The organism is Streptomyces sp. NPDC047000 (assembly GCF_040644295.1).
GTDB lineage: Bacteria > Actinomycetota > Actinomycetes > Streptomycetales > Streptomycetaceae > Streptomyces.
Genome location: NZ_JBEYWE010000044.1, coordinates 26,212 through 49,199, shown reverse-complemented (window position 1 = coordinate 49,199; position 22,988 = coordinate 26,212). Strand labels below are relative to the sequence as shown.

The 22,988-nt window shown below is 69.9% G+C and carries 23 protein-coding genes and 1 pseudogene; 19 read left to right on the top strand and 5 right to left on the bottom strand.

The features are described from left to right. Positions 1 to 405: pseudogene (locus ABZ862_RS36645) on the top strand (dehypoxanthine futalosine cyclase); the annotation flags it as partial. A gap of 17 nt (positions 406 to 422) precedes the next feature. Further along, positions 423 to 875 (top strand): hypothetical protein, encoded by a 453-nt coding sequence (locus tag ABZ862_RS36640; RefSeq protein ID WP_360968354.1) that lies wholly within the window; start codon positions 423 to 425, stop codon positions 873 to 875. Between the two features lie 72 nt (positions 876 to 947). Here ABZ862_RS36640 and ABZ862_RS36635 read toward each other — a convergent pair whose 3' ends face one another. Continuing rightward, a complete protein-coding gene (locus ABZ862_RS36635) occupies positions 948 to 1,802 on the bottom strand; it encodes a chitinase (RefSeq protein ID WP_360968351.1) in 855 nt (284 codons plus the stop codon). Positions 1,803 to 1,818: 16 nt separating this feature from the next. Between ABZ862_RS36635 and ABZ862_RS36630 the strand changes: the two genes are divergently transcribed. From ABZ862_RS36630 to ABZ862_RS36610, 5 genes are all read left to right on the top strand, one after another. Next, entirely contained in the window at positions 1,819 to 2,073 is a 255-nt protein-coding gene (locus ABZ862_RS36630; RefSeq protein ID WP_360968348.1) for a hypothetical protein, read from the top strand. A 303-nt stretch (positions 2,074 to 2,376) separates the two neighbouring features. Continuing rightward, positions 2,377 to 2,730 (top strand): hypothetical protein, encoded by a 354-nt coding sequence (locus ABZ862_RS36625; protein WP_360968345.1) that lies wholly within the window; start codon positions 2,377 to 2,379, stop codon positions 2,728 to 2,730. Continuing rightward, positions 2,727 to 5,033: a bifunctional polysaccharide deacetylase/glycosyltransferase family 2 protein gene (locus ABZ862_RS36620; protein WP_360968341.1), complete on the top strand. Its 2,307-nt coding sequence runs from the start codon at positions 2,727 to 2,729 to the stop codon at positions 5,031 to 5,033. Before ABZ862_RS36625 ends, ABZ862_RS36620 begins: the two co-directional genes overlap by 4 nt. Next, a complete protein-coding gene (locus ABZ862_RS36615; RefSeq protein ID WP_360968338.1) occupies positions 5,030 to 6,397 on the top strand; it encodes an acyltransferase in 1,368 nt (455 codons plus the stop codon). The genes ABZ862_RS36620 and ABZ862_RS36615 overlap by 4 nt, the downstream gene beginning before the upstream one ends. A 30-nt stretch (positions 6,398 to 6,427) precedes the next feature. After that, the gene (locus ABZ862_RS36610; protein ID WP_360968335.1) at positions 6,428 to 7,123 is read left to right on the top strand and encodes a demethylmenaquinone methyltransferase; all 696 of its coding nucleotides are present in this window, start codon (positions 6,428 to 6,430) and stop codon (positions 7,121 to 7,123) included. 56 nt (positions 7,124 to 7,179) lie between these two features. On the opposite strand, the gene ABZ862_RS36605 is transcribed toward ABZ862_RS36610, so the two are convergent. Both ABZ862_RS36605 and ABZ862_RS36600 read right to left on the bottom strand, forming a co-directional pair. Next, complete coding sequence (locus tag ABZ862_RS36605) at positions 7,180 to 7,494, bottom strand: PASTA domain-containing protein (RefSeq protein ID WP_360968332.1); 315 nt, start codon at positions 7,492 to 7,494, stop codon at positions 7,180 to 7,182. 181 nt (positions 7,495 to 7,675) lie between these two features. Then, positions 7,676 to 8,182 (bottom strand): GNAT family N-acetyltransferase, encoded by a 507-nt coding sequence (locus ABZ862_RS36600; protein ID WP_360968329.1) that lies wholly within the window; start codon positions 8,180 to 8,182, stop codon positions 7,676 to 7,678. A gap of 99 nt (positions 8,183 to 8,281) precedes the next feature. On the opposite strand from ABZ862_RS36600, the gene ABZ862_RS36595 reads away from it, so the two are divergent. Then, positions 8,282 to 9,577, top strand: coding sequence for a geranylgeranyl reductase family protein (locus tag ABZ862_RS36595; protein WP_360968325.1), 1,296 nt, complete (start codon positions 8,282 to 8,284; stop codon positions 9,575 to 9,577). 131 nt (positions 9,578 to 9,708) lie between these two features. On the opposite strand, the gene def is transcribed toward ABZ862_RS36595, so the two are convergent. Further along, positions 9,709 to 10,338 carry a peptide deformylase gene (def, locus tag ABZ862_RS36590; RefSeq protein ID WP_360968323.1) on the bottom strand — a complete coding sequence of 210 codons (630 nt, stop codon included), beginning with the start codon at positions 10,336 to 10,338 and terminating at the stop codon, positions 9,709 to 9,711. Between the two features lie 170 nt (positions 10,339 to 10,508). Continuing rightward, a complete protein-coding gene (locus tag ABZ862_RS36585; RefSeq protein WP_360968320.1) occupies positions 10,509 to 11,318 on the bottom strand; it encodes a C40 family peptidase in 810 nt (269 codons plus the stop codon). A gap of 834 nt (positions 11,319 to 12,152) precedes the next feature. Between ABZ862_RS36585 and ABZ862_RS36580 the strand changes: the two genes are divergently transcribed. From ABZ862_RS36580 to nuoK, 11 genes are read left to right on the top strand one after another with little or no spacing between them, the layout of a single operon-like run. Next, positions 12,153 to 12,512: an NADH-quinone oxidoreductase subunit A gene (locus ABZ862_RS36580; RefSeq protein ID WP_360968317.1), complete on the top strand. Its 360-nt coding sequence runs from the start codon at positions 12,153 to 12,155 to the stop codon at positions 12,510 to 12,512. Positions 12,513 to 12,527: 15 nt separating this feature from the next. Further along, the gene (locus ABZ862_RS36575; protein WP_043442859.1) at positions 12,528 to 13,082 is read left to right on the top strand and encodes an NADH-quinone oxidoreductase subunit B; all 555 of its coding nucleotides are present in this window, start codon (positions 12,528 to 12,530) and stop codon (positions 13,080 to 13,082) included. Continuing rightward, complete coding sequence (locus tag ABZ862_RS36570; protein WP_360968313.1) at positions 13,079 to 13,837, top strand: NADH-quinone oxidoreductase subunit C; 759 nt, start codon at positions 13,079 to 13,081, stop codon at positions 13,835 to 13,837. Before ABZ862_RS36575 ends, ABZ862_RS36570 begins: the two co-directional genes overlap by 4 nt. Then, entirely contained in the window at positions 13,834 to 15,159 is a 1,326-nt protein-coding gene (locus ABZ862_RS36565; RefSeq protein WP_360968310.1) for an NADH-quinone oxidoreductase subunit D, read from the top strand. The genes ABZ862_RS36570 and ABZ862_RS36565 overlap by 4 nt, the downstream gene beginning before the upstream one ends. Positions 15,160 to 15,191: 32 nt before the next feature. Further along, positions 15,192 to 16,037 carry an NADH-quinone oxidoreductase subunit NuoE gene (gene nuoE / locus ABZ862_RS36560; RefSeq protein WP_360968363.1) on the top strand — a complete coding sequence of 282 codons (846 nt, stop codon included), beginning with the start codon at positions 15,192 to 15,194 and terminating at the stop codon, positions 16,035 to 16,037. Then, a complete protein-coding gene (gene nuoF, locus ABZ862_RS36555; protein WP_360968306.1) occupies positions 16,034 to 17,386 on the top strand; it encodes an NADH-quinone oxidoreductase subunit NuoF in 1,353 nt (450 codons plus the stop codon). The genes nuoE and nuoF overlap by 4 nt, the downstream gene beginning before the upstream one ends. After that, entirely contained in the window at positions 17,383 to 19,887 is a 2,505-nt protein-coding gene (locus tag ABZ862_RS36550) for an NADH-quinone oxidoreductase subunit G (protein ID WP_360968303.1), read from the top strand. The genes nuoF and ABZ862_RS36550 overlap by 4 nt, the downstream gene beginning before the upstream one ends. After that, on the top strand, positions 19,884 to 21,251 hold the full coding sequence (nuoH, locus tag ABZ862_RS36545; RefSeq protein ID WP_360968300.1) for an NADH-quinone oxidoreductase subunit NuoH: 1,368 nt from the start codon (positions 19,884 to 19,886) through the stop codon (positions 21,249 to 21,251). The genes ABZ862_RS36550 and nuoH overlap by 4 nt, the downstream gene beginning before the upstream one ends. Then, entirely contained in the window at positions 21,244 to 21,846 is a 603-nt protein-coding gene (nuoI, locus tag ABZ862_RS36540; RefSeq protein ID WP_360968297.1) for an NADH-quinone oxidoreductase subunit NuoI, read from the top strand. The genes nuoH and nuoI overlap by 8 nt, the downstream gene beginning before the upstream one ends. After that, positions 21,843 to 22,685 (top strand): NADH-quinone oxidoreductase subunit J, encoded by an 843-nt coding sequence (locus tag ABZ862_RS36535; RefSeq protein ID WP_360968294.1) that lies wholly within the window; start codon positions 21,843 to 21,845, stop codon positions 22,683 to 22,685. Before nuoI ends, ABZ862_RS36535 begins: the two co-directional genes overlap by 4 nt. Next, positions 22,682 to 22,981 carry an NADH-quinone oxidoreductase subunit NuoK gene (gene nuoK, locus ABZ862_RS36530; RefSeq protein WP_073901863.1) on the top strand — a complete coding sequence of 100 codons (300 nt, stop codon included), beginning with the start codon at positions 22,682 to 22,684 and terminating at the stop codon, positions 22,979 to 22,981. Before ABZ862_RS36535 ends, nuoK begins: the two co-directional genes overlap by 4 nt. Positions 22,982 to 22,988: the final 7 nt, after the last annotated feature.

The following is a 22,988-nucleotide window of genomic DNA, read 5'->3' as shown; positions in this document are numbered from 1 at the left end:
GGCCGCACCCAGGCCACCATCTTCGAATACCTCCGCATGATCGCCGTCGCCCGCCTCTTCCTCGACAACGTCGCCCACATCCAGGGCTCCTGGCTGACGACGGGCAAGGAGGTGGGCCAGCTGACGCTGCACTACGGCGCGGACGACCTCGGGTCGATCATGCTGGAGGAGAACGTCGTGTCCTCCGCCGGAGCCAGGCACCGCTCCAACCGGATGGAGATCATCGAGCTGATCCGGAACGCGGGCCGGGTGCCCGCGCAGCGCTCCACCACCTACGAACACCTCGTCGTGCACGACGACCCGGCGAACGACCCCGTCGACGAGCGCGTGATGTCGCACATCTCGTCCACGGCGATCGCGGGCGGCACCGCGCACCCCGAGTTGAAGATCCTCGCCGCCAACTGACCTGGGACGAACGGGGGATGCTGACGATCCATGCGGCGGACGAGGTCCTGCGCACCTGGGACGATCCGGCGCCGGTGAGGGGCGGCGGGGTCGTCGTCGACGGCGCCCTGATCGCCGCCGTGGGGCCGCTGACGGAGCTGACCGAACGCTTCCCCACGGCCCGGATACGGCGCTGGCCCGGGGTGCTCGGGCCGGGGAAGGTGCACATGGGGCCGCTTCCCGACGCGCCGAGTCCGCGGGAGCGGATCCACGAGGTGCTGAAACGGGGCGCGGTCGCCGTGCTGGCGGAGCACGCCGCCACGCCCGAACTGCGGGCCGCCGCCGCGCGGGGCGGCGTCGCGGTGGCGGCGGGGGGCGCGCGACTCGTGGCCCTGATGGAGACCGGCCGCGCCGACCTCGCCGTCTTCGACCCGTCCGGCGCCTGCATAGCGACCGTGTGCGCGGGACGACTGGTCCACCGGCGCCGCTGAACCGCCGTCCGTCCTTCCTTCCGCCCTTCCTTCCTCACCTCTCCGTCTCCTGAACTGCTCCGTCTCCTGACGTCAGCCGGAGAGCGCCTCCGCGAACGCGCCCGCGCCCTGCGTCACGCCGCTGCAGTCCGTGGCCGCGTCGTCCGCCGCGGTGTCGCCGTTCTCGCACTGCTGGTCACGGAAGGCGGACCACATCGACACCCACCCGATCTCCTTCTCCTCCGCGAACGTCCGTACCTGCGCCGCGTCGGCAAGCGTGAACGTCTCACCGGACACGTCGTTGACGCCGATCATCGAGGTGAGCGCCATGCCCCGCCAGGCGTCGGCGTCCGAGGTGCCGAAGATTCCGGCGAGCTGGGTGTGGGTGGCCTTGGCGGCCGTGATCGCGTAGTCGCCCATGTCGCCGCCGTACGACTCGCCGTAGTTCATGGTCATGATGTTCACGGTGGACACCTGGACGTCGTACTTGTTGGCCGACTTGAGCAGCGCGAGGCTGTCCGCGTCGAGGCCGGAGGGCATCACGGGGAGCGTGAACGTGACCTTCAGACCCGGGCGTTGCTTCTGGAGCACGGCGATCGCCGCCGAACGCAGCGCCGTCGCACCGGAGTCGGTGAGTGCGTCACCCTCGATGTCGAAGTCGGCCTGGGTGGCACCCGCCGCGTCCAGCGCCGCGCCGTAGGCCGCCGCCAGCTCGGTCACGCTGCCGCAGGCCGACGCCAGTTCGGTGCCGGAGGCGCCGCCGAAGGACACCCGTACCGTCGCGCCGTCCTGCTTCAGCCCCGCGATCCGCTCCTTCACCGCCGCGTCGCCGATCGCGTACTCGCCGTTCCAGCGGGGCGTGCAGCCGCCGCCGGCGATCACGAAGGCCAGGTTGTACGTCGTCGGGGTGCCCGCCGAGTCGTTGTCCGACGCCGTCGTCGCGCTCACATAGGGCGCATAGGACGTGCTCGACGATGACGACGGCGATGACGACGGTGATGACGACGAGGGCGATGAGGCGGCGGGCGCCGCGTCCGACGTGCCGCCGGAACCGGAGGAGCACCCGGTGACTGCCAAGGCAAACAGACAGCTGAGCCCGATCGCCCGCCTGGGGAAACTCCTCATTGCGCATGCACCAGCTCTCGTGACGTATGTCTCAGACCCGAAACAGAAACGGCGTCCAGAAGGAAAACCTCTCACACCCTGCATTTGTTCATGAGAATCGTAAATGCACAGGGTACTCACGGGTAAACAGTCGCAAAAGGTGCCAATCCGGCGGTGCAAACCGGGGCGTTCAGGTCCTGCCCTCCGGCCGCCGGCCATGGTTCCGTCTCTGGAGATTCTCAGGCAAGGCACAGCTTAACGCGTCTCTCATGGGCGCCTCACAAGAACTCCGATTGCGGTCACATAAAGCCTGTTTAACGTCTGGGGAATGCATTCAGAGACTGCCATCGAAAGCCGCGCGGAAGGTCGCGGTCGCCGCCGCAAACGCGGCAACGGGACGGCTGCCGCCGGGGGGCCCGTGTTCGTTGACACCTCCGGACGCCGGTCCCGGGTGCTGCGCCGCATCGGCCTCCTCGTCGGGGTCGTCTGCGCCGGTTACGCCGCGGTGATCGTCATGGCCTTCATGGGCTGGGGGACCTCGCTCAACCCGTCCTCCCTGCTGCCGTTCGGCAACGGCCAGAACAGCAGCGGGCAGGGGCCGGGCTTCGAGCCCCAGGGCGGTGTCGGCGGGCGCGTCGGCACTCCGTCCGGCACCCCGTCCCTCCCGTCGTCCGACTCTTCCGCCTCGTCCGGCTCGTCCCCGGCCTCTTCCGCTCCGTCCGCCTCCGCGTCCGCCACCTCCACCTCCACCTCCTCGGGCGATCCCTCATGACGACCACGACGCCCGCGCACGGCCGCCGCCGGGCCCCCACCCGTATCGAACGAGCCGCGGGCAAGGCCGCCGCGCTCCAGAAACCGCGGGTCATCCTCGCCCTGCTGCTGCTCACCGCGCTGACCGGCGTGATGCTGCTCGACGGCTATCTGCGCGCCGAGGTCGGCGGCGACGAACGCGTGCGCACCGGGGCCAGTTCCAGCGACGTACCCGACAAGGTCCTCGACGGCGGCCCCATCCTGACCTTCCGGGGCGGGCAGGCCACCACCGTGTCCGTCCCCGCCAAGACCATCACCCTCACCTTCGACGACGGCCCCGACCCGACCTGGACGCCGCAGGTGCTCAAGATCCTCGAGGAGAACGACGTGCCTGGCACGTTCTTCCTGGTCGGCTCGATGATCTCGCGCTATCCCGGCATCGTGCGGTCGATGGTCGAGCAGGGCAACGAGGTGGGCGTGCACACCTTCACGCACGTCGACCTGTCGTACCAGAGCAGCTCCCGCATCAACCGCGAGATGGAGCAGACCCAGCTCGCCCTCGCGGGTGCCGCCGGCATCACGACGACGCTGTTCCGGGCGCCGTACTCCTCGGAGACGGACGCCATCGACAACTACAGCTGGCCCGTCTACAAGAAGCTCGGCGAGGACGGCTACACCAGCGTCTTCGTCAACACCGACAGCGACGACTGGAAGAAGCCGGGCGTCTCGAAGATCGTCAAGTGGGCCACGCCCAAGGGCACCTCGGGTGCGGCGGTCCTCTTCCACGACGCGGGCGGTGAGCGTTCGCAGACCATCGCGGCGCTGCCGCGGTACATCAAGAAGATGAAGGCGAAGGGCTACACCTTCACCACCGTCAGCGGCGTACTGGAGCAGGAGCGGGCCGCCCAGCGGCAGGCGCAGTCGGCGGGCTCGGGACAGACGGCGGGGTCCGGGGAGTCGGCGGCCGGGGCCCTCCAGGGCGGCGGGCAGAGCGGCACCACCGCCGCCGGGACGGCCGCCGCCCGACTCCAGGCCGCCCACCACAAGGCCACCGGTACCACCCTCTACGAGGGCAAGGCCCTGATCGCGGCCGTCGCCGTCGCCGAGTGGACGGTGCCCGCGCTCTCCGTGGGGCTGATCGTGGTCGGAGTGGCGGTGCTGGGCCGCTTCGGGATGATGCTGGTGCTCGCCCGGAGCCACTACCGGCAGCGCAACCGGCGCCGGTTCAGCTGGGGACCACCGGTCACCCGGCCGGTGAGCGTGATCGTCCCCGCGTACAACGAGAAGGAGTGCATCGCCAACACCCTCAAGTCGCTGGCGCGGAGCACGCATCCGGTAGAGATCATCGTGGTCGACGACGGCTCCACCGACAACACCGCCGAGATCGCCGAGTCGTTGGGCCACCCCAACGTCCGTGTCATCCGCCAGGAGAACGCCGGCAAGCCGGCCGCCCTCAACAACGGTGTGCGCAACGCCAGTCACGACATCGTCGTGATGATGGACGGCGACACCGTCTTCGAGCCCGACACCGTGCGCCAGCTGGTGCAGCCCTTCGCCGACCCGGAGGTCGGCGCGGTCGCGGGCAACGCCAAGGTCGGCAACCGCGACACGCTCATCGGCGCCTGGCAGCACATCGAGTACGTGATGGGCTTCAACCTCGACCGCCGCATGTACGACCTGCTGCGCTGCATGCCCACCATCCCGGGCGCCATCGGCGCGTTCCGGCGGGAGGCGGTGCTCGGGGTCGGCGGCATGAGCCACGACACGCTCGCCGAGGACACCGACATCACCATCGCCATGCACCGCGCGGGCTGGCGGGTCGTCTACCAGGAGCACGCCAAGGCCTGGACGGAGGCGCCCGGTTCGCTCGGCCAGCTGTGGTCGCAGCGCTACCGGTGGTCCTACGGCACCATGCAGGCGCTCTGGAAGCACCGCAAGTCCCTGACGGACAGGGGGCCTTCGGGCCGCTTCGGGCGGATCGGGATGCCGCTGGTCGTCGTCTTCCAGATCGTGACGCCGCTCTTCGCCCCGCTGATCGACGTGTTCACCGTCTACTCGATGATCTTCGTCGACTTCACCGCCGCGCTGCTGGCGTGGCTCGCCGTGCTCGGTGTCCAGCTCTTCTGCGCCGGGTACGCCTTCCGGCTGGACAAGGAGAAGTACCGGTACCTGCTGATGATGCCGCTGCAACAGCTCGCGTACCGGCAGATGATGTACCTCGTCCTCATCCACTCCTGCATCACCGCCCTCACCGGCGGCAGGCTGCGCTGGCAGAAACTGAAGCGCACCGGCGAGGTCGGCACCCCGGCGGGGGTGAGCCGATGAGCTGGGAACAGCAGGAGCCGTATCCGCAACAGCCGTACCAGCCCCAGCAGCCGTACCAGCAGCAGCCGTACCCGGCGCCGCAGTACCAGCAGCCGCAGTATCCGCAGCAGGGCTACGGATACGCCTACGGCGGGCAGCAGGCCGTACCGCAGGCCTACCCGCAGCAGCAGTACGCCGAGTACGGTCACCAGCCCGCGACCGGCTCCACCGCCCCCCTGCCGGTGGTGGAACCGGACCCCGGACCGGACCCCGAGCCCGCACCCGAGCCGGAACCCGGACCCGCGTCGCCGGAACCCGCCGGGAAGGCGACGTCCTCGCCCGCCCGGCGTCCCCCGGGCCGGGACCGCTACTTCGACAGCCTCCGCGCCGTGGCCCTCGTCCGCGTCGTCGCATACCACACCTTCGGCTGGCCCTGGGCGGCCATGGTCTTCCCCTCCATGGGGATCATGTTCGGCCTGGCCGGCACCCTGATGGCGAAGTCGCTGGAGCGCCCCGCGCCGAAGGTGCTCAGGAGCCGGATGCGGCGGCTGCTGCCCCCGTTCTGGTTCTGGGGCGTGTTCGTGGTGCTGGCGATGCTGGTCCACGGCTGGATGCCGGGCTGGCAGATCGTGTACTGGATCGTGCCGCTCGGCGACCCGCCCGGCAACGCCTGGGGCGAACAGGCGTGGGAGATCCTCTGGTACCTGCGGACGTACCTCTGGTTCGTCCTGCTGTCCCCGCTGCTCCTGCGCGTCTTCCGGCTGGCGCCGGTCCCGGTGCTGCTGCTGTCGCTCGCGCCGATCGTGGTCCTGAACTTCGTCTGGTCGGGCCCGGACAACCGGTTCGGCAGCGCTCTGTGGGACCTGTCGACGTACCTGTTCTGCTGGCTGCTCGGCTTCGCGCACCGCGACGGGGTGCTGCAGCGGCTGAAGCCCTTCGCGGTCGTCGCGCTCTCCGCCGCCGCGCTCGGCTACGGCGCCTGGTACGCCTTCACGCACCAGGCCGACTTCGGCAGCTACGACCTCGACGACAACCCCCTCGCGCAGGCCTTCTGGTCGGCCGGCTTCGTCACGCTGCTGATGTGGGCCAAGGCGCGCTTCCGTATCGACTTCGCCTGGCTCACCCGCTTCCGGCGGCTGGACAGGACCGTCACGGTCTTCAACTCGCGCGCGGTGACGATCTACCTCTGGCACGAGATCGCGCTGGTCCTGGCCGTGCCGCTCATCGACCAGTTCTGGAACGTGCCCGCCTTCGAGACGTACCTGCCCCTGGCCAGCAACTGGTTCCTGTTCGGCGTCGGGTGGGTGCTGATCGCCGTGTTCGTCCTGCTGTGCGGATGGGTGGAGGACGTCGCGGCGAAGAAGAAGCCGAGGCTGCTGCCGTGACGTCCCGGCCCCTGCTGCCACAATGGGCGGGTGACCCGCGCATCCCTGGACAAGCAGCCGCACGACGTCGCCTCCATGTTCGACAAGGTGGCGGCACGGTACGACCTCACCAACGACGTGCTGTCCCTCGGACAGGACCGGCGCTGGCGCAAGGAGGTCGCGAAGGCGGTCGGCGCCCGCCCCGCGCAGAAGGTCCTGGACCTCGCCGCCGGTACGGCGACCTCCTCGCTGCCCTTCGCGCAGACCGGCGCCTACGTCGTGCCCTGCGACTTCTCGCTCGGCATGCTGCGGGTCGGCAAGCAGCGCAACCCCTGGCTGCCGTTCACGGCGGGCGACGCGACGCGACTGCCGTTCAAGGACGACACCTTCGACGCCGTGACCATCTCCTTCGGGCTGCGCAACGTGCAGGACACCGACGCCGCGCTGCGGGAGATGCACCGGGTGACCCGGCCCGGCGGGCGCGTGGTGATCTGCGAGTTCTCGCACCCCGTGTGGGCCCCGTTCCGGACCGTCTACACCGAGTACCTGATGCGCGCGCTGCCGCCGGTCGCGCGCACCGTGTCGTCCAGCCCGGACGCGTACGTCTACCTCGCCGAGTCCATCCGCGCCTGGCCCGACCAGCCCGCGCTGGCCGAGCGGCTGACGAAGGCCGGCTGGTCGAAGGTGGCCTGGCGCAACCTGTCCGGCGGCATCGTGGCGCTCCACCGGGGCTTCAAGCAGAGCTGAGCCCCGGCCTCCTGGTCCCGTCCGGCCGTCCGCCCGGCATCCCGTCCCGGGTCCGCTCAGCGTCCGGCGATCGTCTCCACGGGATGTCCGTGGTCCCCGGGCTCGTCCAGTTCGCGCCGCAGTCCGCCCAGCGGCGGTCTCGGGACACGGGGCTCCCGCATGCCACCGCCGCCGTCCCCGTCGGCGAAGCCGAACCACACGTACACCAGCGAGTCCCGCGGCACCTCGGCGCCGGGCTGCGGGTACTGGCGTACGACGTAGTCGACGACGGCCAGATGAAAGTCCGGACGGTCGGGCGAGTTGAGGGACAGGCCCTGGGCCTGTGCCCTTTCGCGTGCGTCGACGGCCATCAGACCGACGAACCTGGGCACGCGGACCTCGGGTGTTTTTTGCGTTATGCGCACAGATGTCACCCCCAGCGATACAGGCAGAGTAACCGCCGGGGGGTACCGTTCGGAAGCGCTGCGTGTTTTTCTGTGACAGATTCTCACTCTGGGTGAACAAAGTGGAGCGGTGAAGTCCGTATCGGTCCCGGGTGACCGGGACCGCGGCTCACAGCGCCAGGCGGTAGCAGTGCGCCTCGCGCCCCGACTCCGGTCTCACGAAGGTCTCCGCGAGCCGCATGCCCAGCCGCCGGGTCACCGCCGCGGACCGCTCGTTGCGGGCGTCGACCATCGCCACCACGTCCCGCACCCCCGCCGCCCTGAGCCGCTCCAGCGTCTGCCGGGCCGCCTCGGTGGCGTACCCCTTGCCCCAGTGCTCCCGCCCCAGCCGCCAGCCGATCTCGATCTCGCCCGTGGGGCCCCACTCCCGCTCCCAGGGCTGGGCGCCGGTGAAACCGGCGACCCGGTCGCCGCCGTCGGTCAGGGTCCACAGGCAGAAGCCGAGTGCGGCGTCGTGACGGCGCTGCCGGGCGGTGAGTTCCTCGTAGAACGACAGCTCCGCCGGGTGGCCGCCGAGGAACTCCATGACCTCCGGATCGCCGAACACCCGGTGCCAGGCGAAGGCGTCCTCGTGGGTGGGGACTCGCAGCCGTACGACAGGGAGAGCTCGGGTCACGGGACAGCCCTTCAGCCGGGTGATCAATTCTGCTGCATAGACTGCCCATGTCCAGTGCCGGTCGGCACGCCGATTTGCGAACCCTGGGGAGAACCCGCCGTGTCCGAGCCCCACACCGAGCCCTTTTCCGAGAACACCGCCGATGTGATCGTCGTGGGCGCGGGCCCGGCCGGCTCGACGACCGCGTACCACCTGGCCCGCGCCGGACTCGACGTGCTCCTGCTGGAGAAGACCGAGTTCCCCCGCGAGAAGGTCTGCGGCGACGGGCTCACCCCGCGCGCCGTCAAGCAGCTCGTCGCGATGGGCATCGACATCTCCGAGGAGGCCGGCTGGCTGCGCAACAAGGGTCTGCGCGTCATCGGCGGCGGTGTCCGTCTCCAGCTGGACTGGCCGGATCTCGCCTCCTTCCCCGACTTCGGCCTCGTCCGCCGGCGCGACGACTTCGACGAGCAGCTCGCCCGGCAGGCCCAGAAGGCGGGCGCCCGGCTCTTCGAGCGCTGCAACGTCGGCGCCCCGGTCGTCGACGACCGCACCGGCCGCATCACCGGCGTCACCGCGAAACTCGGCGAGGAGAAGCGGGCGGTCACCTTCCGCGCGCCCCTCGTCGTGGCCGCCGACGGCAACTCCTCCCGGCTCTCCCTCGCGATGGGCCTGCACCGCCGCGAGGACCGCCCGATGGGCGTGGCCGTCCGCACCTACTTCACCTCCCCGCGCCACGAGGACGACTACCTGGAGTCCTGGCTGGAGCTGTGGGACCGGCGCGGCGCCCAGGACCGCCTGCTGCCCGGCTACGGCTGGATCTTCGGCATGGGCGACGGCACCTCCAACGTCGGCCTCGGCGTCCTCAACACCTCCGCCTCCTTCAAGGAACTCGACTGGCGCGAGGTCCTGAAGGCCTGGTGCGCGTCCATGCCCGAGGACTGGGGGTACGTCCCCGAGAACATGACCTGCCCGATCCGCGGCGCCGCCCTGCCCATGGCGTTCAACCGGCAGCCCCACTACACCAAGGGCCTGCTGCTCGTCGGCGACGCCGGCGGCCTGGTGAACCCCTTCAACGGCGAGGGCATCGCCTACGCCATGGAGTCCGGGCAGCTCGCCGCCGACGTCATCGTCCAGGCGCACGCCCGGTCCACGCCGGCCCAGCGGGAACTGGCCCTGCGCGGCTACCCGCGCGTCCTCAAGGACACCTACGGCGGCTACTACACGCTGGGCCGCGCCTTCGTGAAGCTCATCGGCAACCCGAAGGTCATGCAACTCGCCACCCAGCGCGGCCTGTCCCACCCCCTGCTGATGAAGTTCACCATGAAGCTCCTGGCCAACCTCACCGACCCGACGGGCGGCGACGCCATGGACCGCGTCATCAACGCCCTGACCAAGGTCACCCCGAAGTCCTGACCCCGGCCCGCCACTTCCACGGCCACTTCCACGGCCGCTCCCGGCGCCTTCCAGGGCCACCGCCCGGCCCGGCCGTCCCCGGGCCGCCCCGGCGGTGGTCCGGGGCGGCGCGGAGGTGTCCAGGCCCCGGCTCAGGCCTCGTCCAGTTCCGCGGTCCTCGCCGCCCGCCGCGCGAACACCGCCTCCCGGCGGTCCGCGACCTGCCGCAGGGCTTCCTTGCGGTCCCGCCTGCTCAGCCGGTCCAGATAGACGTGGCCGTCGAGATGGTCCGTCTCATGGGCGAGGCAGCGCGCGAAGTATCCCGTCCCCTCGATCACCAGCGGGCCGCCGTCCTTGTCCAGCCCGCGCACCACGGCCCGGTCCGGCCGCGGTACGTCCATGGCGGCACCCGGCACCGACAGACATCCCTCGCCCTCGTCGAGAAGCCGCCGCCCGCCCGCGTCCGGCGCCTCCAGCACCGGGTTGACGAGGTGCCCGACGTGCCGCACCCCCTCGTCGTCCGGGCAGTCGTAGACGAACAGCCGCAGGTCCACACCCACCTGGTTCGCCGCGAGACCGGCACCGTCGGCGACGTACATGGTGAGGAACATGTCGTCGATGAGCGCGGCGAGGTCGGGCCCGAACTCGGTCACGTCCCGGCACGGCCGGTGCAGCACCTCCTCACCGACCTCGGTGATGCGCCGGACCGAGCCCCGCCCGGCCTCCGGTGCCCGTCGCGGATACGCGTCGACGGGCCTGCCCTGCACGAACACACGTGGCATCGCTGTCTCTCCCGGTCAGTGGTGGGTCGGGTGGGTCGGGTGGGTATCCGCGCGAACGCCGCGTCCCCCTGACATCACACCAGAACACCGGCCCGTACCACCGGGAAAGACGCCGAAGGGCCGCGCGCCCCCGGAGGGAGCGGCTGCGGCCCTTGACCGGCTGCCGGGACTCAGAGCACCCGCACCGCGCCGGTCGGGGGGTCGTAGGAGAGGGGCCTCTCCACGATGCCGGTGGAGGGGTTCTGCGCGCCGACGAACATGCCGCCGCCCACGTACACCGCGACGTGGTAGGCGCTGCCCGCGCTGCCCCAGTACAGGATGTCGCCGGGCTGGAGGTTGCTCAGCGAGACCTGGGTGCCGGCCGTCGACTGGGACTGGGAGACGCGCGGCAGGCTGACGCCGATCTGCTTGAACGCGGCCTGGACGAGGCCGGAGCAGTCGTAGGCGCTGGGGCCCGAGGCGCCCAGCACATAGCTCTTGCCGATCTGCGCCTTCACGAAGGCGATGACGGCCGCGGCCGAACCCGTGGCCGTGGAGGAGCTCGTGGAGCTGCCGGTGCTCGCCGTGGCGGCGAGGACGGTCCGCTCGGCCGTGCGGGAGGCGCGCTCCGCGGCGGCCCGGCGCGCGTCCTGCTCGGCCTTCTTCTTGGCCTCCGCCTTCTTCGCGTCCGCGAGGTCCGACTTGGCCTGCTTCGCGGCCTTCGTGGCCGCGGCGTCCCGCTCGGCCTGCAACTGGTAGTTCGCGGCGGCCTGCTGCGTGGCGTCCGCGGACTGGGCGATCTGGGCGGCCACGTCGGCCGTCAGGGTGGGCAGTTCGAGCGTCTGGGTCACCGGCTCGGCGGCGTTCGCCGAGTAGGCCGACGCACCGGCCACTGCCAGGGTGCCGATGACGCCACCGGCGACTCCCGCCCGCATCGCGATCGTCTGCGACGCGTTGCGGCGGGGCTTCCGGTGGCTGCGTATGAGAGCGGTGTGGGGCATGGGCACTAGCGGTATCAGGGCTTCCTCCATACCTACAAGGAACGTGTGCTGCGCCACAGTTGCTCAATCAAGCCTGTGAATCCCGGGCGTGTCGTTCTTTATTGACGCCGTAACGGACATTGCGGACGCACGTGATCAAGCCTGTGATCATGTACTTTCGTCGGTTCGCCCCAATTGCCCGTGACCTACCACCGGTGGGGACAGTTGGCCAAGCCCGGTTCTCATGGGTCTCTCATCGATGTGGTGGAGGTCACGGAATGGTCACCGGAAATCCTGTGACCCGTGGGCGGGCCGCGTTGTGCGGCGAGTTTGTGAACTCGTGCGCGACCCGGTGGACAAGTCCGCCGGTGCGGTGAACCCGGAAACCGACTTAGTGAACTAGTGAACAGGCTCGGTGAACCGATGCGTGCGTCCACATCGCGCCGGGCTTCTCCCTCTGTTGTGTGAATGGGTTTCCCTATCAGCGCCCGGAGTCCAAGGCCAATTTGGTTGCACGGGAACTCTCTTGATATGGAGGCCCCCCTCCGGCCTGCGAAGACGAGCGGGAATGTCGCTTCGCGTGATGGCTCTGACGCTTCCCGTGCGAAGATCAACCGACATATGACGGCATGATCGTTCGTCAGGTGGTGGAGATCACAAAGGTAGTGGAATACCCCGTGTCGCAGATCACAGAGGCTCGGGCATAGGATGCGTGGCAGTTGGGCTTGTGACCCGCTTCACATGTTCTCGATCTTGGTCGGGACGGGCGTGGCTCGAGGGTATGTGAGGCGGTATGAGTCCGTCACAACCGTCACAACCGCCACAGTCAGTGCCGACTGAGAGGAGCGAGGAGCGGTGAACGCCTATGCGCCCATCCTCGTACTGGGAGCCCTCGGGGCAGCCTTTGCGATCTTCTCCGTGATCGCGGCCACGCTCATCGGGCCGAAGCGTTACAACCGCGCGAAGCTCGATGCCTATGAATGCGGCATCGAACCGACCCCCCAGCCGGCCGGCGGTGGACGCTTCCCCATCAAGTACTACCTGACGGCGATGCTCTTCATCGTCTTCGACATCGAGATCGTCTTCCTCTACCCCTGGGCCGTCACCTTCGACTCCCTGGGGATCTTCGGGCTCGTGGAGATGCTGCTCTTCGTGCTCACCGTCTTCGTCGCCTACGCCTATGTGTGGCGCCGCGGCGGCCTGGAATGGGACTGAGGGGCCTCTAACACCATGGGACTCGAAGAAAAACTGCCGAGCGGCTTCCTGCTCACCACCGTCGAACAGGCCGCGGGATGGGTGCGCAAGTCGTCCGTCTTCCCGGCCACCTTCGGACTCGCCTGCTGCGCCATCGAGATGATGACGACCGGCGCCGGCCGCTACGACCTGGCGCGCTTCGGCATGGAGGTCTTCCGCGGCTCGCCGCGCCAGGCCGACCTGATGATCGTCGCCGGGCGGGTGAGCCAGAAGATGGCGCCGGTGCTGAGGCAGGTCTACGACCAGATGCCCAACCCCAAGTGGGTCATCTCCATGGGCGTCTGCGCCTCCTCGGGCGGCATGTTCAACAACTACGCGATCGTCCAGGGCGTGGACCACATCGTGCCCGTCGACATCTACCTCCCCGGCTGCCCGCCCCGGCCCGAGATGCTGATGGACGCCATCCTCAAGCTCCACCACAAGATCCAGACCTCCAAGCTCGGCGTGAACGCCGAGGAGGCGGCGCGCGAGGCCGAGGAAGCCGCGCTCAAGGCCCTGCCCACGATCGAGATGAAGGGGCTGCTGCGGTGAGCGACGCGAACGGCACCGGCGCGCAGGACGTGAACGCGCCCAACCCGGAGAAGGACCTCTCCGCCGCCAACCTCCCCGGCCGGCGCGGCCAGGGCGGCGAGGAGATCCGCGTCCAGCGCGGCATGTTCGGCGCCAACAACGGCGGCGACACCACCGGCTACGGCGGCCTGGTCCGCTCCGTCCGGCTCCCGGGACCGGCGAGCCGCCCGTACGGCGGCTGGTTCGACGAGGTCGCCGACGAACTCGAGGGAGCCCTGGAGGAACAGGGACTGCTGCCCGAGAACGCCATCGAGAAGACGGTGCTCGACCGCGGCGAACTCACCTTCCACATCGAGCGCGAGCACCTCGTCCGCGTCGCCCGCCTGCTGCGCGACGACGCCGCCCTGCGCTTCGAGCTGTGCACCGGCGTCAGCGGCGTGCACTACCCGCACGACAAGGGCCGCGAGCTGCACGCCGTCTACCACCTGCGCTCGATCACCCACAACCGGCTGATCCGCCTCGAGGTGAGCGCCCCCGACGGCGACCCGCACATCCCGTCCCTGGTCTCCGTCTACCCGACGAACGACTGGCACGAGCGCGAGACGTACGACTTCTACGGCATCGTCTTCGACGGTCACCCGGCCCTGACGCGGATCATGATGCCGGACGACTGGCAGGGCCATCCGCAGCGCAAGGACTACCCCCTCGGCGGCATCCCCGTCGAGTACAAGGGTGCCCAGATCCCGGCTCCCGACCAGCGGAGGTCGTACTCGTGAGCAGTACCCAGTCAGCAGCCGCCCGGGAGACCACCGAGGGCACCGTCTACACGGTGACCGGTGGCGACTGGGACGAGGTCGTCCAGTCCGCGGCCCGGGCCGACGACGAGCGCATCGTCGTCAACATGGGTCCCCAGCACCCGTCCACCCACGGCGTGCTGCGCCTCATCCTGGAGATCGACGGCGAGACGGTCACCGAGGCCCGCTGCGGCATCGGCTACCTCCACACCGGTATCGAGAAGAACCTCGAGTACCGCACGTGGACGCAGGGCACCACGTATGTGACGCGCATGGACTACCTGACGTCCTTCTTCAACGAGGCCGCCTACTGCCTGTCGGTGGAACGGCTCCTCGGCATCGAGGACCAGATCACCGAACGCGCCAAGATCATCCGGGTGCTCCTGATGGAGCTCAACCGCCTCTCCTCCCACCTGGTGTGCATCGCCACCGGCGGGATGGAGCTCGGCGCCACCACGATCATGATCTACGGCTTCCGTGACCGCGAGATGATCCTCGACATCTACGAACTGGTCACCGGCCTCAGGATGAACCACGCGTACATCCGCCCCGGCGGACTCGCCCAGGACCTGCCGCCCGGCGCGGTGGACCAGATCCGCGAGTTCGTGAAGAAGATGAGGAAGAACCTCCCGGAGTACGACAAGCTCGCCACCGGGAACCCCATCTTCAAGGCCCGTATGCAGGACGTCGGCTATCTCGACCTGTCCGGCTGCATGGCCCTCGGCATCACCGGTCCGATACTGCGCTCCACCGGCCTGCCGCACGACCTGCGCAAGGCACAGCCGTACTCCGGCTACGAGACGTACGACTTCGACATCCCGACCGCCGACACCTGCGACGCCTACGGCCGCTTCCTGATCCGCCTCGAGGAGATGCGCCAGTCGCTCGGGATCGTCGAGCAGTGCCTGGACCGGCTCCAGCCCGGCCCGGTCATGGTCGCCGACAAGAAGATCGCCTGGCCCGCCCAGCTCGCCCTGGGACCGGACGGCCTAGGCAACTCCCTCGACCACATCAAGGAGATCATGGGCACCTCCATGGAGGCCCTGATCCACCACTTCAAGCTGGTCACCGAGGGCTTCCGCGTCCCGCCGGGACAGGCGTACGTCGCGGTCGAGTCGCCCAAGGGCGAACTCGGGGCGCACGTCGTCTCCGACGGCGGCACCCGCCCCTACCGGGTCCACTTCCGCGACCCGTCCTTCACCAACCTGCAGGCCGTGGCGGCGATGTGCGAGGGCGGCCAGGTCGCCGACGTCATCGTCGCCGTCGCGTCCATCGATCCCGTGATGGGAGGCGTCGACCGGTGACCACCACTCCCGACGAGGGTGTCAGCCTGGGCATGCCGCAACTGCCCGCCCCCGGCTACCCGGACGACGTCCGCGCCCGCCTGGAGACCGACGCGCGCGCGATCATCGCCCGCTACCCCGACTCCCGCTCCGCCCTGCTGCCGATGCTGCACCTCGTGCAGTCGGAGGAAGGGCACGTCACGCGCACCGGCATGCAGTTCTGTGCCCGGATGCTGGACCTGACCACGGCCGAGGTCACCGCGGTCGCCACCTTCTACACCATGTACCGGCGCAAGCCCTCCGGGGACTACCAGGTGGGCGTCTGCACCAACACGCTGTGCGCGGTGATGGGCGGCGACGCCATCTACGAGCGGCTCCAGGAGCACCTCGACGTCGGCAACGGCGAGACCACCGACGACGGCAAGGTCACCCTCGAGCACATCGAGTGCAACGCGGCCTGCGACTACGCCCCGGTCGTCATGGTCAACTGGGAGTTCTTCGACAACCAGACCCCCGACAGCGCCACCCGTCTCGTCGACGACCTGCGCGCGGGCCGGCCGGCCGACCCGACCCGCGGCGCCCGCCTGTGCACCTTCAAGGAGACCGCCCGGATCCTGGCGGGCTTCCCCGACGAGCGCCCCGGCGCCGCCGACGAGAGCGTCAGCGCCGGACCCGCCTCCCTGCGGGGCCTGCGCCTGGCCAAGGGCGAGGAGGCACCCGCCCGCGTGGTCCACCCGCGCGACGGCGCGCCGCACGACGGCCCGCGCGACGCCACCCAGGACACCCGGCCGGAGGGGCAGTCGCCGGCCGGACACCGCAGCTCGCACGACGCGCCGCAGCAGACCTCGGCCTCCGACCCGGCACACCCGGCAGGGCCCGTCGCCGAGGAGGGGGAGTGATGACATTGGCACCCGAGATGCAGGGCACCAGCCCGGAGAAACTGCTCGCACCCGTGCTGTCGGCGTTCTGGGACGAGGACAAATCCTGGACGCTGGACGTCTACCGGCGGCACGACGGCTACGAGGGCCTGCGCAAGGCACTCGCCATGGCACCGGACGACGTGATCGCGTACGTCAAGGAATCCGGACTGCGCGGCCGCGGCGGCGCCGGATTCCCGACCGGAATGAAATGGCAGTTCATTCCCCAGGGCGATGGAAAACCGCACTATCTAGTTGTCAACGCCGACGAATCGGAGCCCGGCACATGCAAGGACATGCCGCTCCTGTTCGCCAATCCGCATAGCCTCATCGAGGGCATCGTCATCGCGTGTCATGCGATCAGGTCGCAGCACGCGTTCATCTATCTGCGCGGTGAGGTCGTCCCCGTCCTGCGGCGGCTGCACGCGGCCGTACAAGAGGCCTACGCGGCCGGCTACCTCGGCAAGAACATCCTCGGCAGCGGACTCGACCTCGAACTCACCGTGCACGCGGGCGCGGGCGCGTACATCTGCGGTGAGGAGACCGCACTGCTCGACTCGCTCGAAGGCCGCCGCGGTCAACCGCGGCTCCGTCCTCCTTTCCCTGCCGTCGCGGGCCTCTACGCGTGCCCGACTGTGGTGAATAACGTCGAGTCGATCGCGTCGGTTCCCGCGATCCTCCACCGGGGCAAAGAATGGTTCCGCTCGATGGGGAGCGAGAAATCACCCGGCTTCACGCTCTATTCCCTCAGCGGCCACGTCGCGAACCCCGGTCAGTACGAGGCGCCGCTCGGCATCACCCTGCGCCAGCTGCTCGACATGAGCGGCGGGATGCGGCCGGGCCACCGCCTCAAGTTCTGGACCCCGGGCGGCTCCTCGACCCCGATGTTCACCGAGGAGCACCTCGACGTCCCCCTCGACTACGAAGGAGTGGGCGCCGCGGGTTCCATGCTCGGCACCAAGGCCCTGCAATGCTTCGACGAGACCACCTGCGTCGTACGCGCCGTCACCCGCTGGACCGAGTTCTACGCCCACGAGTCCTGCGGCAAATGCACCCCCTGCCGCGAAGGCACGTACTGGCTGGTGCAGCTGATGCGTGACATCGAGGCGGGCAAGGGCCGCATGAGCGACCTCGACAAGCTGTACGACGTGGCCGACAACATCAACGGCAAGGCCTTCTGCGCCCTCGGCGACGGTGCCGCCATGCCCATCTTCTCCTCGCTCAAGCACTTCCGCGAGGAGTACGAGCAGCACATCACGGGCCGGGGCTGCCCCTTCGACCCGGCCAAGTCCACGGCATGGGCGGACAAGCCCGCGGAGGTGAACGCATGACCGTGTCGACCAACGCTTCCGCAGGAGGCGGAGAGGCGGCGGTCCCGCCGGAAGATCTCGTCACGCTGACCGTCGACGGCGCCGAGATCAGCGTGCCCAAGGGCACCCTGATCATCCGGGCCGCCGAGCAGCTCGGCGTGGAGGTCCCCCGGTTCTGCGACCACCCCCTCCTCGACCCGGTGGGCGCCTGCCGCCAGTGCCTGGTCGACGTGGAGGGCCAGCGCAAGCCGATGGCGTCCTGCACCACCACCTGCACCGACGGCATGGTGGTGAAGACCCAGCTCACCTCCGAGGCCGCCGAGAAGGCCCAGCACGGTGTGATGGAGTTCCTCCTCATCAACCACCCGCTGGACTGCCCCGTCTGCGACAAGGGCGGCGAGTGCCCTCTCCAGAACCAGGCCATGTCGCACGGCAACGCCGAGTCCCGCTTCGACGGGACGAAGCGCACCTACGAGAAGCCCGTACCGATCTCCGCCCAGGTGCTCCTCGACCGTGAGCGGTGCGTCCTGTGCGCCCGGTGCACCCGCTTCTCCAACCAGATCGCCGGCGACCCGATCATCGACCTGATCGAACGCGGCGCGCTCCAGCAGGTCGGCATCGGAGCGGGCGACCCGTTCGAGTCGTACTTCTCCGGCAACACCATCCAGATCTGCCCGGTCGGCGCGCTGACCTCGGCGGCGTACCGCTTCCGCGCCCGCCCGTTCGACCTGGTCTCCTCGCCGTCCGTGTGCGAGCACTGCTCCGGCGGCTGCGCCACCCGCAGCGACCACCGGCGCGGCAAGGTCATGCGGCGCCTGGCGGCCAACGACCCCCAGGTCAACGAGGAGTGGCTGTGCGACAAGGGACGCTTCGCGTTCCGCTACGCGCAGCTCCCGGACCGCCTCACCACGCCCCTGGTGCGCAACCCCGAGGGTGAACTCGTCCCGGCCTCCTGGCCGGAGGCGCTGGAGATCGCCGCCCAGGGCCTGCTGGCCTCGCGCGGCCGGACCGGAGTGCTGACCGGCGGCCGGCTCACCGTCGAGGACGCCTACGCCTACAGCAAGTTCGCGCGCGTGGCCCTCGGCACCCACGACATCGACTTCCGCGCGCGCGTGCACAGCGCCGAGGAGGCCGACTTCCTGGCCGCGCGTGTCGCGGGACGCGGCGTCGACCTCGACGGCACGGGGGTCACGTACACCTCCCTGGAGAAGGCGCCCGCCGTCCTCCTCGCCGGCATCGAGGCCGAGGAGGAGGCCCCCGGCGTCTTCCTGCGGCTGCGCAAGGCGTGGCGCAAGCGCGGACAGAAGACGTACGCGCTGGCCACGCACGCCACGCGCGGCCTGGAGAAGGCCGGCGGCACCCTGCTGCCGGCCGCGCCCGGCACCGAGACCGAATGGCTGGACGCGCTCGCGGGCGGGGTCGGCCTGGAGGACGCGGGCCGGCAGGCCGCGGAGGCGCTGCGCACCGAGGGCGCCGTGATCGTCGTCGGTGAGCGCCTCGCCGCGGTCCCCGGCGCCCTCACCGCCGCCGTACGGGCCGCCGCCGCCACCGGGGCCGGCCTGGTGTGGATCCCGCGCCGGGCAGGAGAACGCGGCGCCCTGGAGGCGGGCGCGCTGCCGTCGCTGCTGCCGGGCGGACGCCCCGCGACCGACCCGCGCGCGCGGGAGGAGGTCGCCGCGGTCTGGGGGCTCGCCGAACTCCCCGGCGGCCACGGCCGGGACACCGGGCAGATCGTCGAGGCCGCGGCGACCGGTGAACTCCAGGCACTGGTGGTCGCCGGTGTCGAGGTCGCCGACCTGCCGGACCCGGCCCGCGCGCTCCAGGCGCTCGACGAGGTCGGTTTCCTCGTGTCGCTGGAACTGCGGCCCGGCCCGGTCACCGAACGCGCGGACATCGTCCTGCCCGTCGCCGCCGTCGCCGAGAAGCCCGGCACCTTCCTCGACTGGGAGGGCAGGGCCCGGATGTTCGACACCGCGCTCAAGCCCGAGCAGATGACCCGCCGGCTCGCGCCGTCCGACGCGCGGGTGCTGCAGATGCTGGCCGACGCCATGGACGTCCATCTGGGCCTGCCGGATCTGCGCACCGTGCGCGCGGAGATCGACCGGCTCGGCGCCTGGGACGGCCCGCGGGCCGCGGCACCGCAGGAGAAGGCGGGACCGGCGCCGCGCGCCGCCGCGGGCGAGGCCGTGCTCGCGGGACACCGGCTGCTCCTCGACCGGGGCGTCCTGCAGGAGGGTGACGACGCGCTCGCCGGCACCCGGCACGCCGCACGCGCGCGCGTGTCGGCCGCCACCGCCGCCGAGGCCGGCGTCAAGGACGGCGACGTCCTCGCCGTGACCGGCCCCGCCGGAAGCGTCGAACTCCCCCTGGAGGTCACCGCGATGCCCGACCGGGTGGTCTGGCTCCCGCTGAACTCCACGGGCGGGGGCGTCGCCTCCGACACCGGGGCGCTGCCCGGCGCCCTGGTCCGTATCGGTCCGGCGGTCCCCGCCGGTGAGGCCCCCCAGGAGGTGGAGGCATGAGCAGCAGCCCGTACCTCGCCGCTTCAGACCTCTCGGTGTTCGGCCACGACCCCTGGTGGCTGGTCGTCGTCAAGGCGGTGTTCTGCTTCGCCTTCGTGATGCTGACCGTGCTGTTCTCCATCGTGTGGGAGCGCAAGGTCGTCGCCTGGATGCAGCTGCGCATCGGCCCCAACCGGCACGGCCCCTGGGGCATGCTCCAGTCGCTCGCCGACGGCGTGAAGCTGATGCTGAAGGAAGACGTCGTCGTCAAGCGCGCCGACAAGGTCGTCTACCTGCTCGCGCCGGTCGTCGCGGCGGTCCCGGCCTTCATGGCGATCGCGGTGATCCCGTTCGGCCCGGCCGACAACGAGATCTCGATCTTCGGGCACCGCACCACGATGCAGCTGACCGACCTGCCGATCGCGATGCTCTACATCCTCGCGGTCGCCTCCGTCGGCATCTACGGCATCGTGCTGGCGGGCTGGAGCTCCGGTTCGACGTACCCGCTGCTCGGCGGCCTGCGCTCCTGCGCGCAGATGATCTCGTACGAGATCGCCATGGGCGCCGCGTTCGCCTCCGTGTTCCTCTACTCGGGCTCGATGTCGACGTCGACGATCGTCGAGCAGCAGCACGACCGCTGGTACATCCTGCTGCTGCCGGTGTCGTTCATCATCTACATCGTCACCATGGTCGGCGAGACCAACCGCGCCCCCTTCGACATGCCGGAGTCCGAGGGCGACCTGGTCGGCGGCTTCAACACCGAGTACTCGTCGATCAAGTTCGCGCTGTTCATGCTCGCCGAGTACGTCAACATGGTGACCGTCTCCGCCGTGTCGACCACCCTCTTCCTGGGCGGCTGGCGGGCCCCGTGGCCCATCAGCACCTTCTGGGAGGGCGCCAACCACGGCTGGTGGCCGATGCTCTGGTTCACCGTCAAGGTGCAGCTGCTGCTGTTCTTCTTCATCTGGCTGCGCGGCACGCTCCCACGGGTGCGGTACGACCAGCTGATGAAACTCGGCTGGAAGGTTCTCATCCCGGTCTCCGTGGTCTGGCTGATGCTGGTCGCCACCGTCCGGGCCCTGCGCAACGAGAACTACGACTTCGCCGACATCGCGCTCTACATCGGCGGCGGCGTCCTCGCCCTGCTGCTCCTGTCCTTCGTCGCCGACATGTTCCGCGAGAAGGCCAAGGCCGCCGAGGAGCCCGCCGAACCGGCCGGCTTCGACCCGATGGCGGGCGGATTCCCCGTGCCGCCGCTGCCCGGACAGGAGCTTCCGCCGGTGCCCAGGCGCCGGTCCCGCCAGGAGCGGGAGCTCGTTGTCAGTGGTGGGGCGGACACTGTGAGTGACGGATCTCTGGATGGAAAGGAGGCGTCCGATGGCTGAGGAGCCCAAGGAGACCAAGCCCGGTTTCATGAACCCCGTGGCCGGCTTCGGCGTGACCTTCAAGGCCATGTTCAAGAAGCGGCTCACGGAGCAGTACCCGGAGCAGCAGAAGACCACGGCCCCGCGGTTCCACGGACGGCACCAGCTCAACCGCCATCCGGACGGCCTCGAGAAGTGCGTCGGCTGTGAGCTGTGCGCCTGGGCCTGCCCCGCCGACGCCATCTACGTGGAGGGCGCCGACAACACCGACGAGGAGCGTTACTCGCCGGGCGAGCGGTACGGCCGCGTCTACCAGATCAACTACGCCCGCTGCATCCTGTGCGGGCTGTGCATCGAGGCGTGCCCCACGCGCGCGCTGACGATGACCAACGAGTTCGAACTGGCCGACTCCAGCCGCGCCAACCTCATCTACACCAAGGAGCAGCTGCTCGCCGGCCTTGAGGAGGGCATGGTCGACAGCCCCCATTCGATCTTTCCGGGCATGGACGAACAGGACTACTACCGGGGCCTGGTGACGGAGGCCGCGCCCGGCACGGTGCGCCAGACCGCCGTCTCCAAGGGCGAGAAGCCCCGGGAAGAGGAGGTGGACGCATGAGCGCGCAGCTCGCCGCCTACTCCACCTCCACCGGCGAGGCGGTCCAGTTCTGGGTCCTGGGCACGGTGGCCGTGCTCGGCGCCCTGGGCACCGTCCTCATGAAGAGGGCCGTGCACAGCGCGCTGAGCCTCGCCGGGACGATGATCGTCCTGGCGGTGTTCTACCTCGCCAACGGGGCCTACTTCCTCGGCATCGTGCAGATCGTCGTCTACACCGGCGCGATCATGATGCTGTTCCTGTTCGTGGTGATGCTCGTCGGCGTCACCGCGGCGGACTCCCTGAAGGAGACCATCAAGGGCCAGCGCTGGCTGGCGCTGCTGTCCGGGGTCGGCTTCGGCGTCCTGCTGATCGGAGGCATCGGCAACGCCTCCCTCAAGGACTTCGACGGCCTCGGCCAGGCGAACGCGAACGGCAACGTGGAGGGCCTGGCGGCCCTCATCTTCACCAAGTACGTGTTCGCGTTCGAGATCACCGGCGCCCTGCTCATCACGGCCGCGGTCGGCGCCATGGTGCTCACGCACCGCGAGCGCACCGAGCGCGCCAAGACCCAGCGCGAACTGTCCGAGCAGCGGGTGCGCGAGGGCAGGCACGTACCGCCGCTGCCCGCGCCCGGCGTGTACGCCCGGCACAACGCGGTCGACATCGCGGGCCTGCTGCCGGACGGCACCCCCGCCGAGCTCACGGTCAACAAGACGCTACGCGACCGCGGTCAGATCCGTGACGTGTCGGCGGAGGCGCTCAACGATCTGCGCGCCCTCGAGCAGCGCGCCGAGGAACGCCTGGAGCGGACCGGGATCGAGCCCGCGCACTTCAAGCGGACCGAGGAGGCGTCGAAGTGAACCCCGTCAACTACCTCTACCTCGCCGCCCTGCTGTTCACCATCGGCGCGACCGGGGTGCTGATCCGGCGCAACGCGATCGTCGTGTTCATGTGCATCGAGCTGATGCTCAACGCCTGCAACCTCGCGTTCGTCGTCTTCTCCCGTATGCACGGCAATCTCGACGGCCAGATCATCGCCTTCTTCACGATGGTCGTCGCCGCCGCGGAGGTCGTGGTCGGGCTCGCGATCATCGTGTCGCTGTTCCGTACCCGCCACTCGGCCTCGGTCGACGACGCCAGCCTGATGAAGCTGTAAGGGGTCG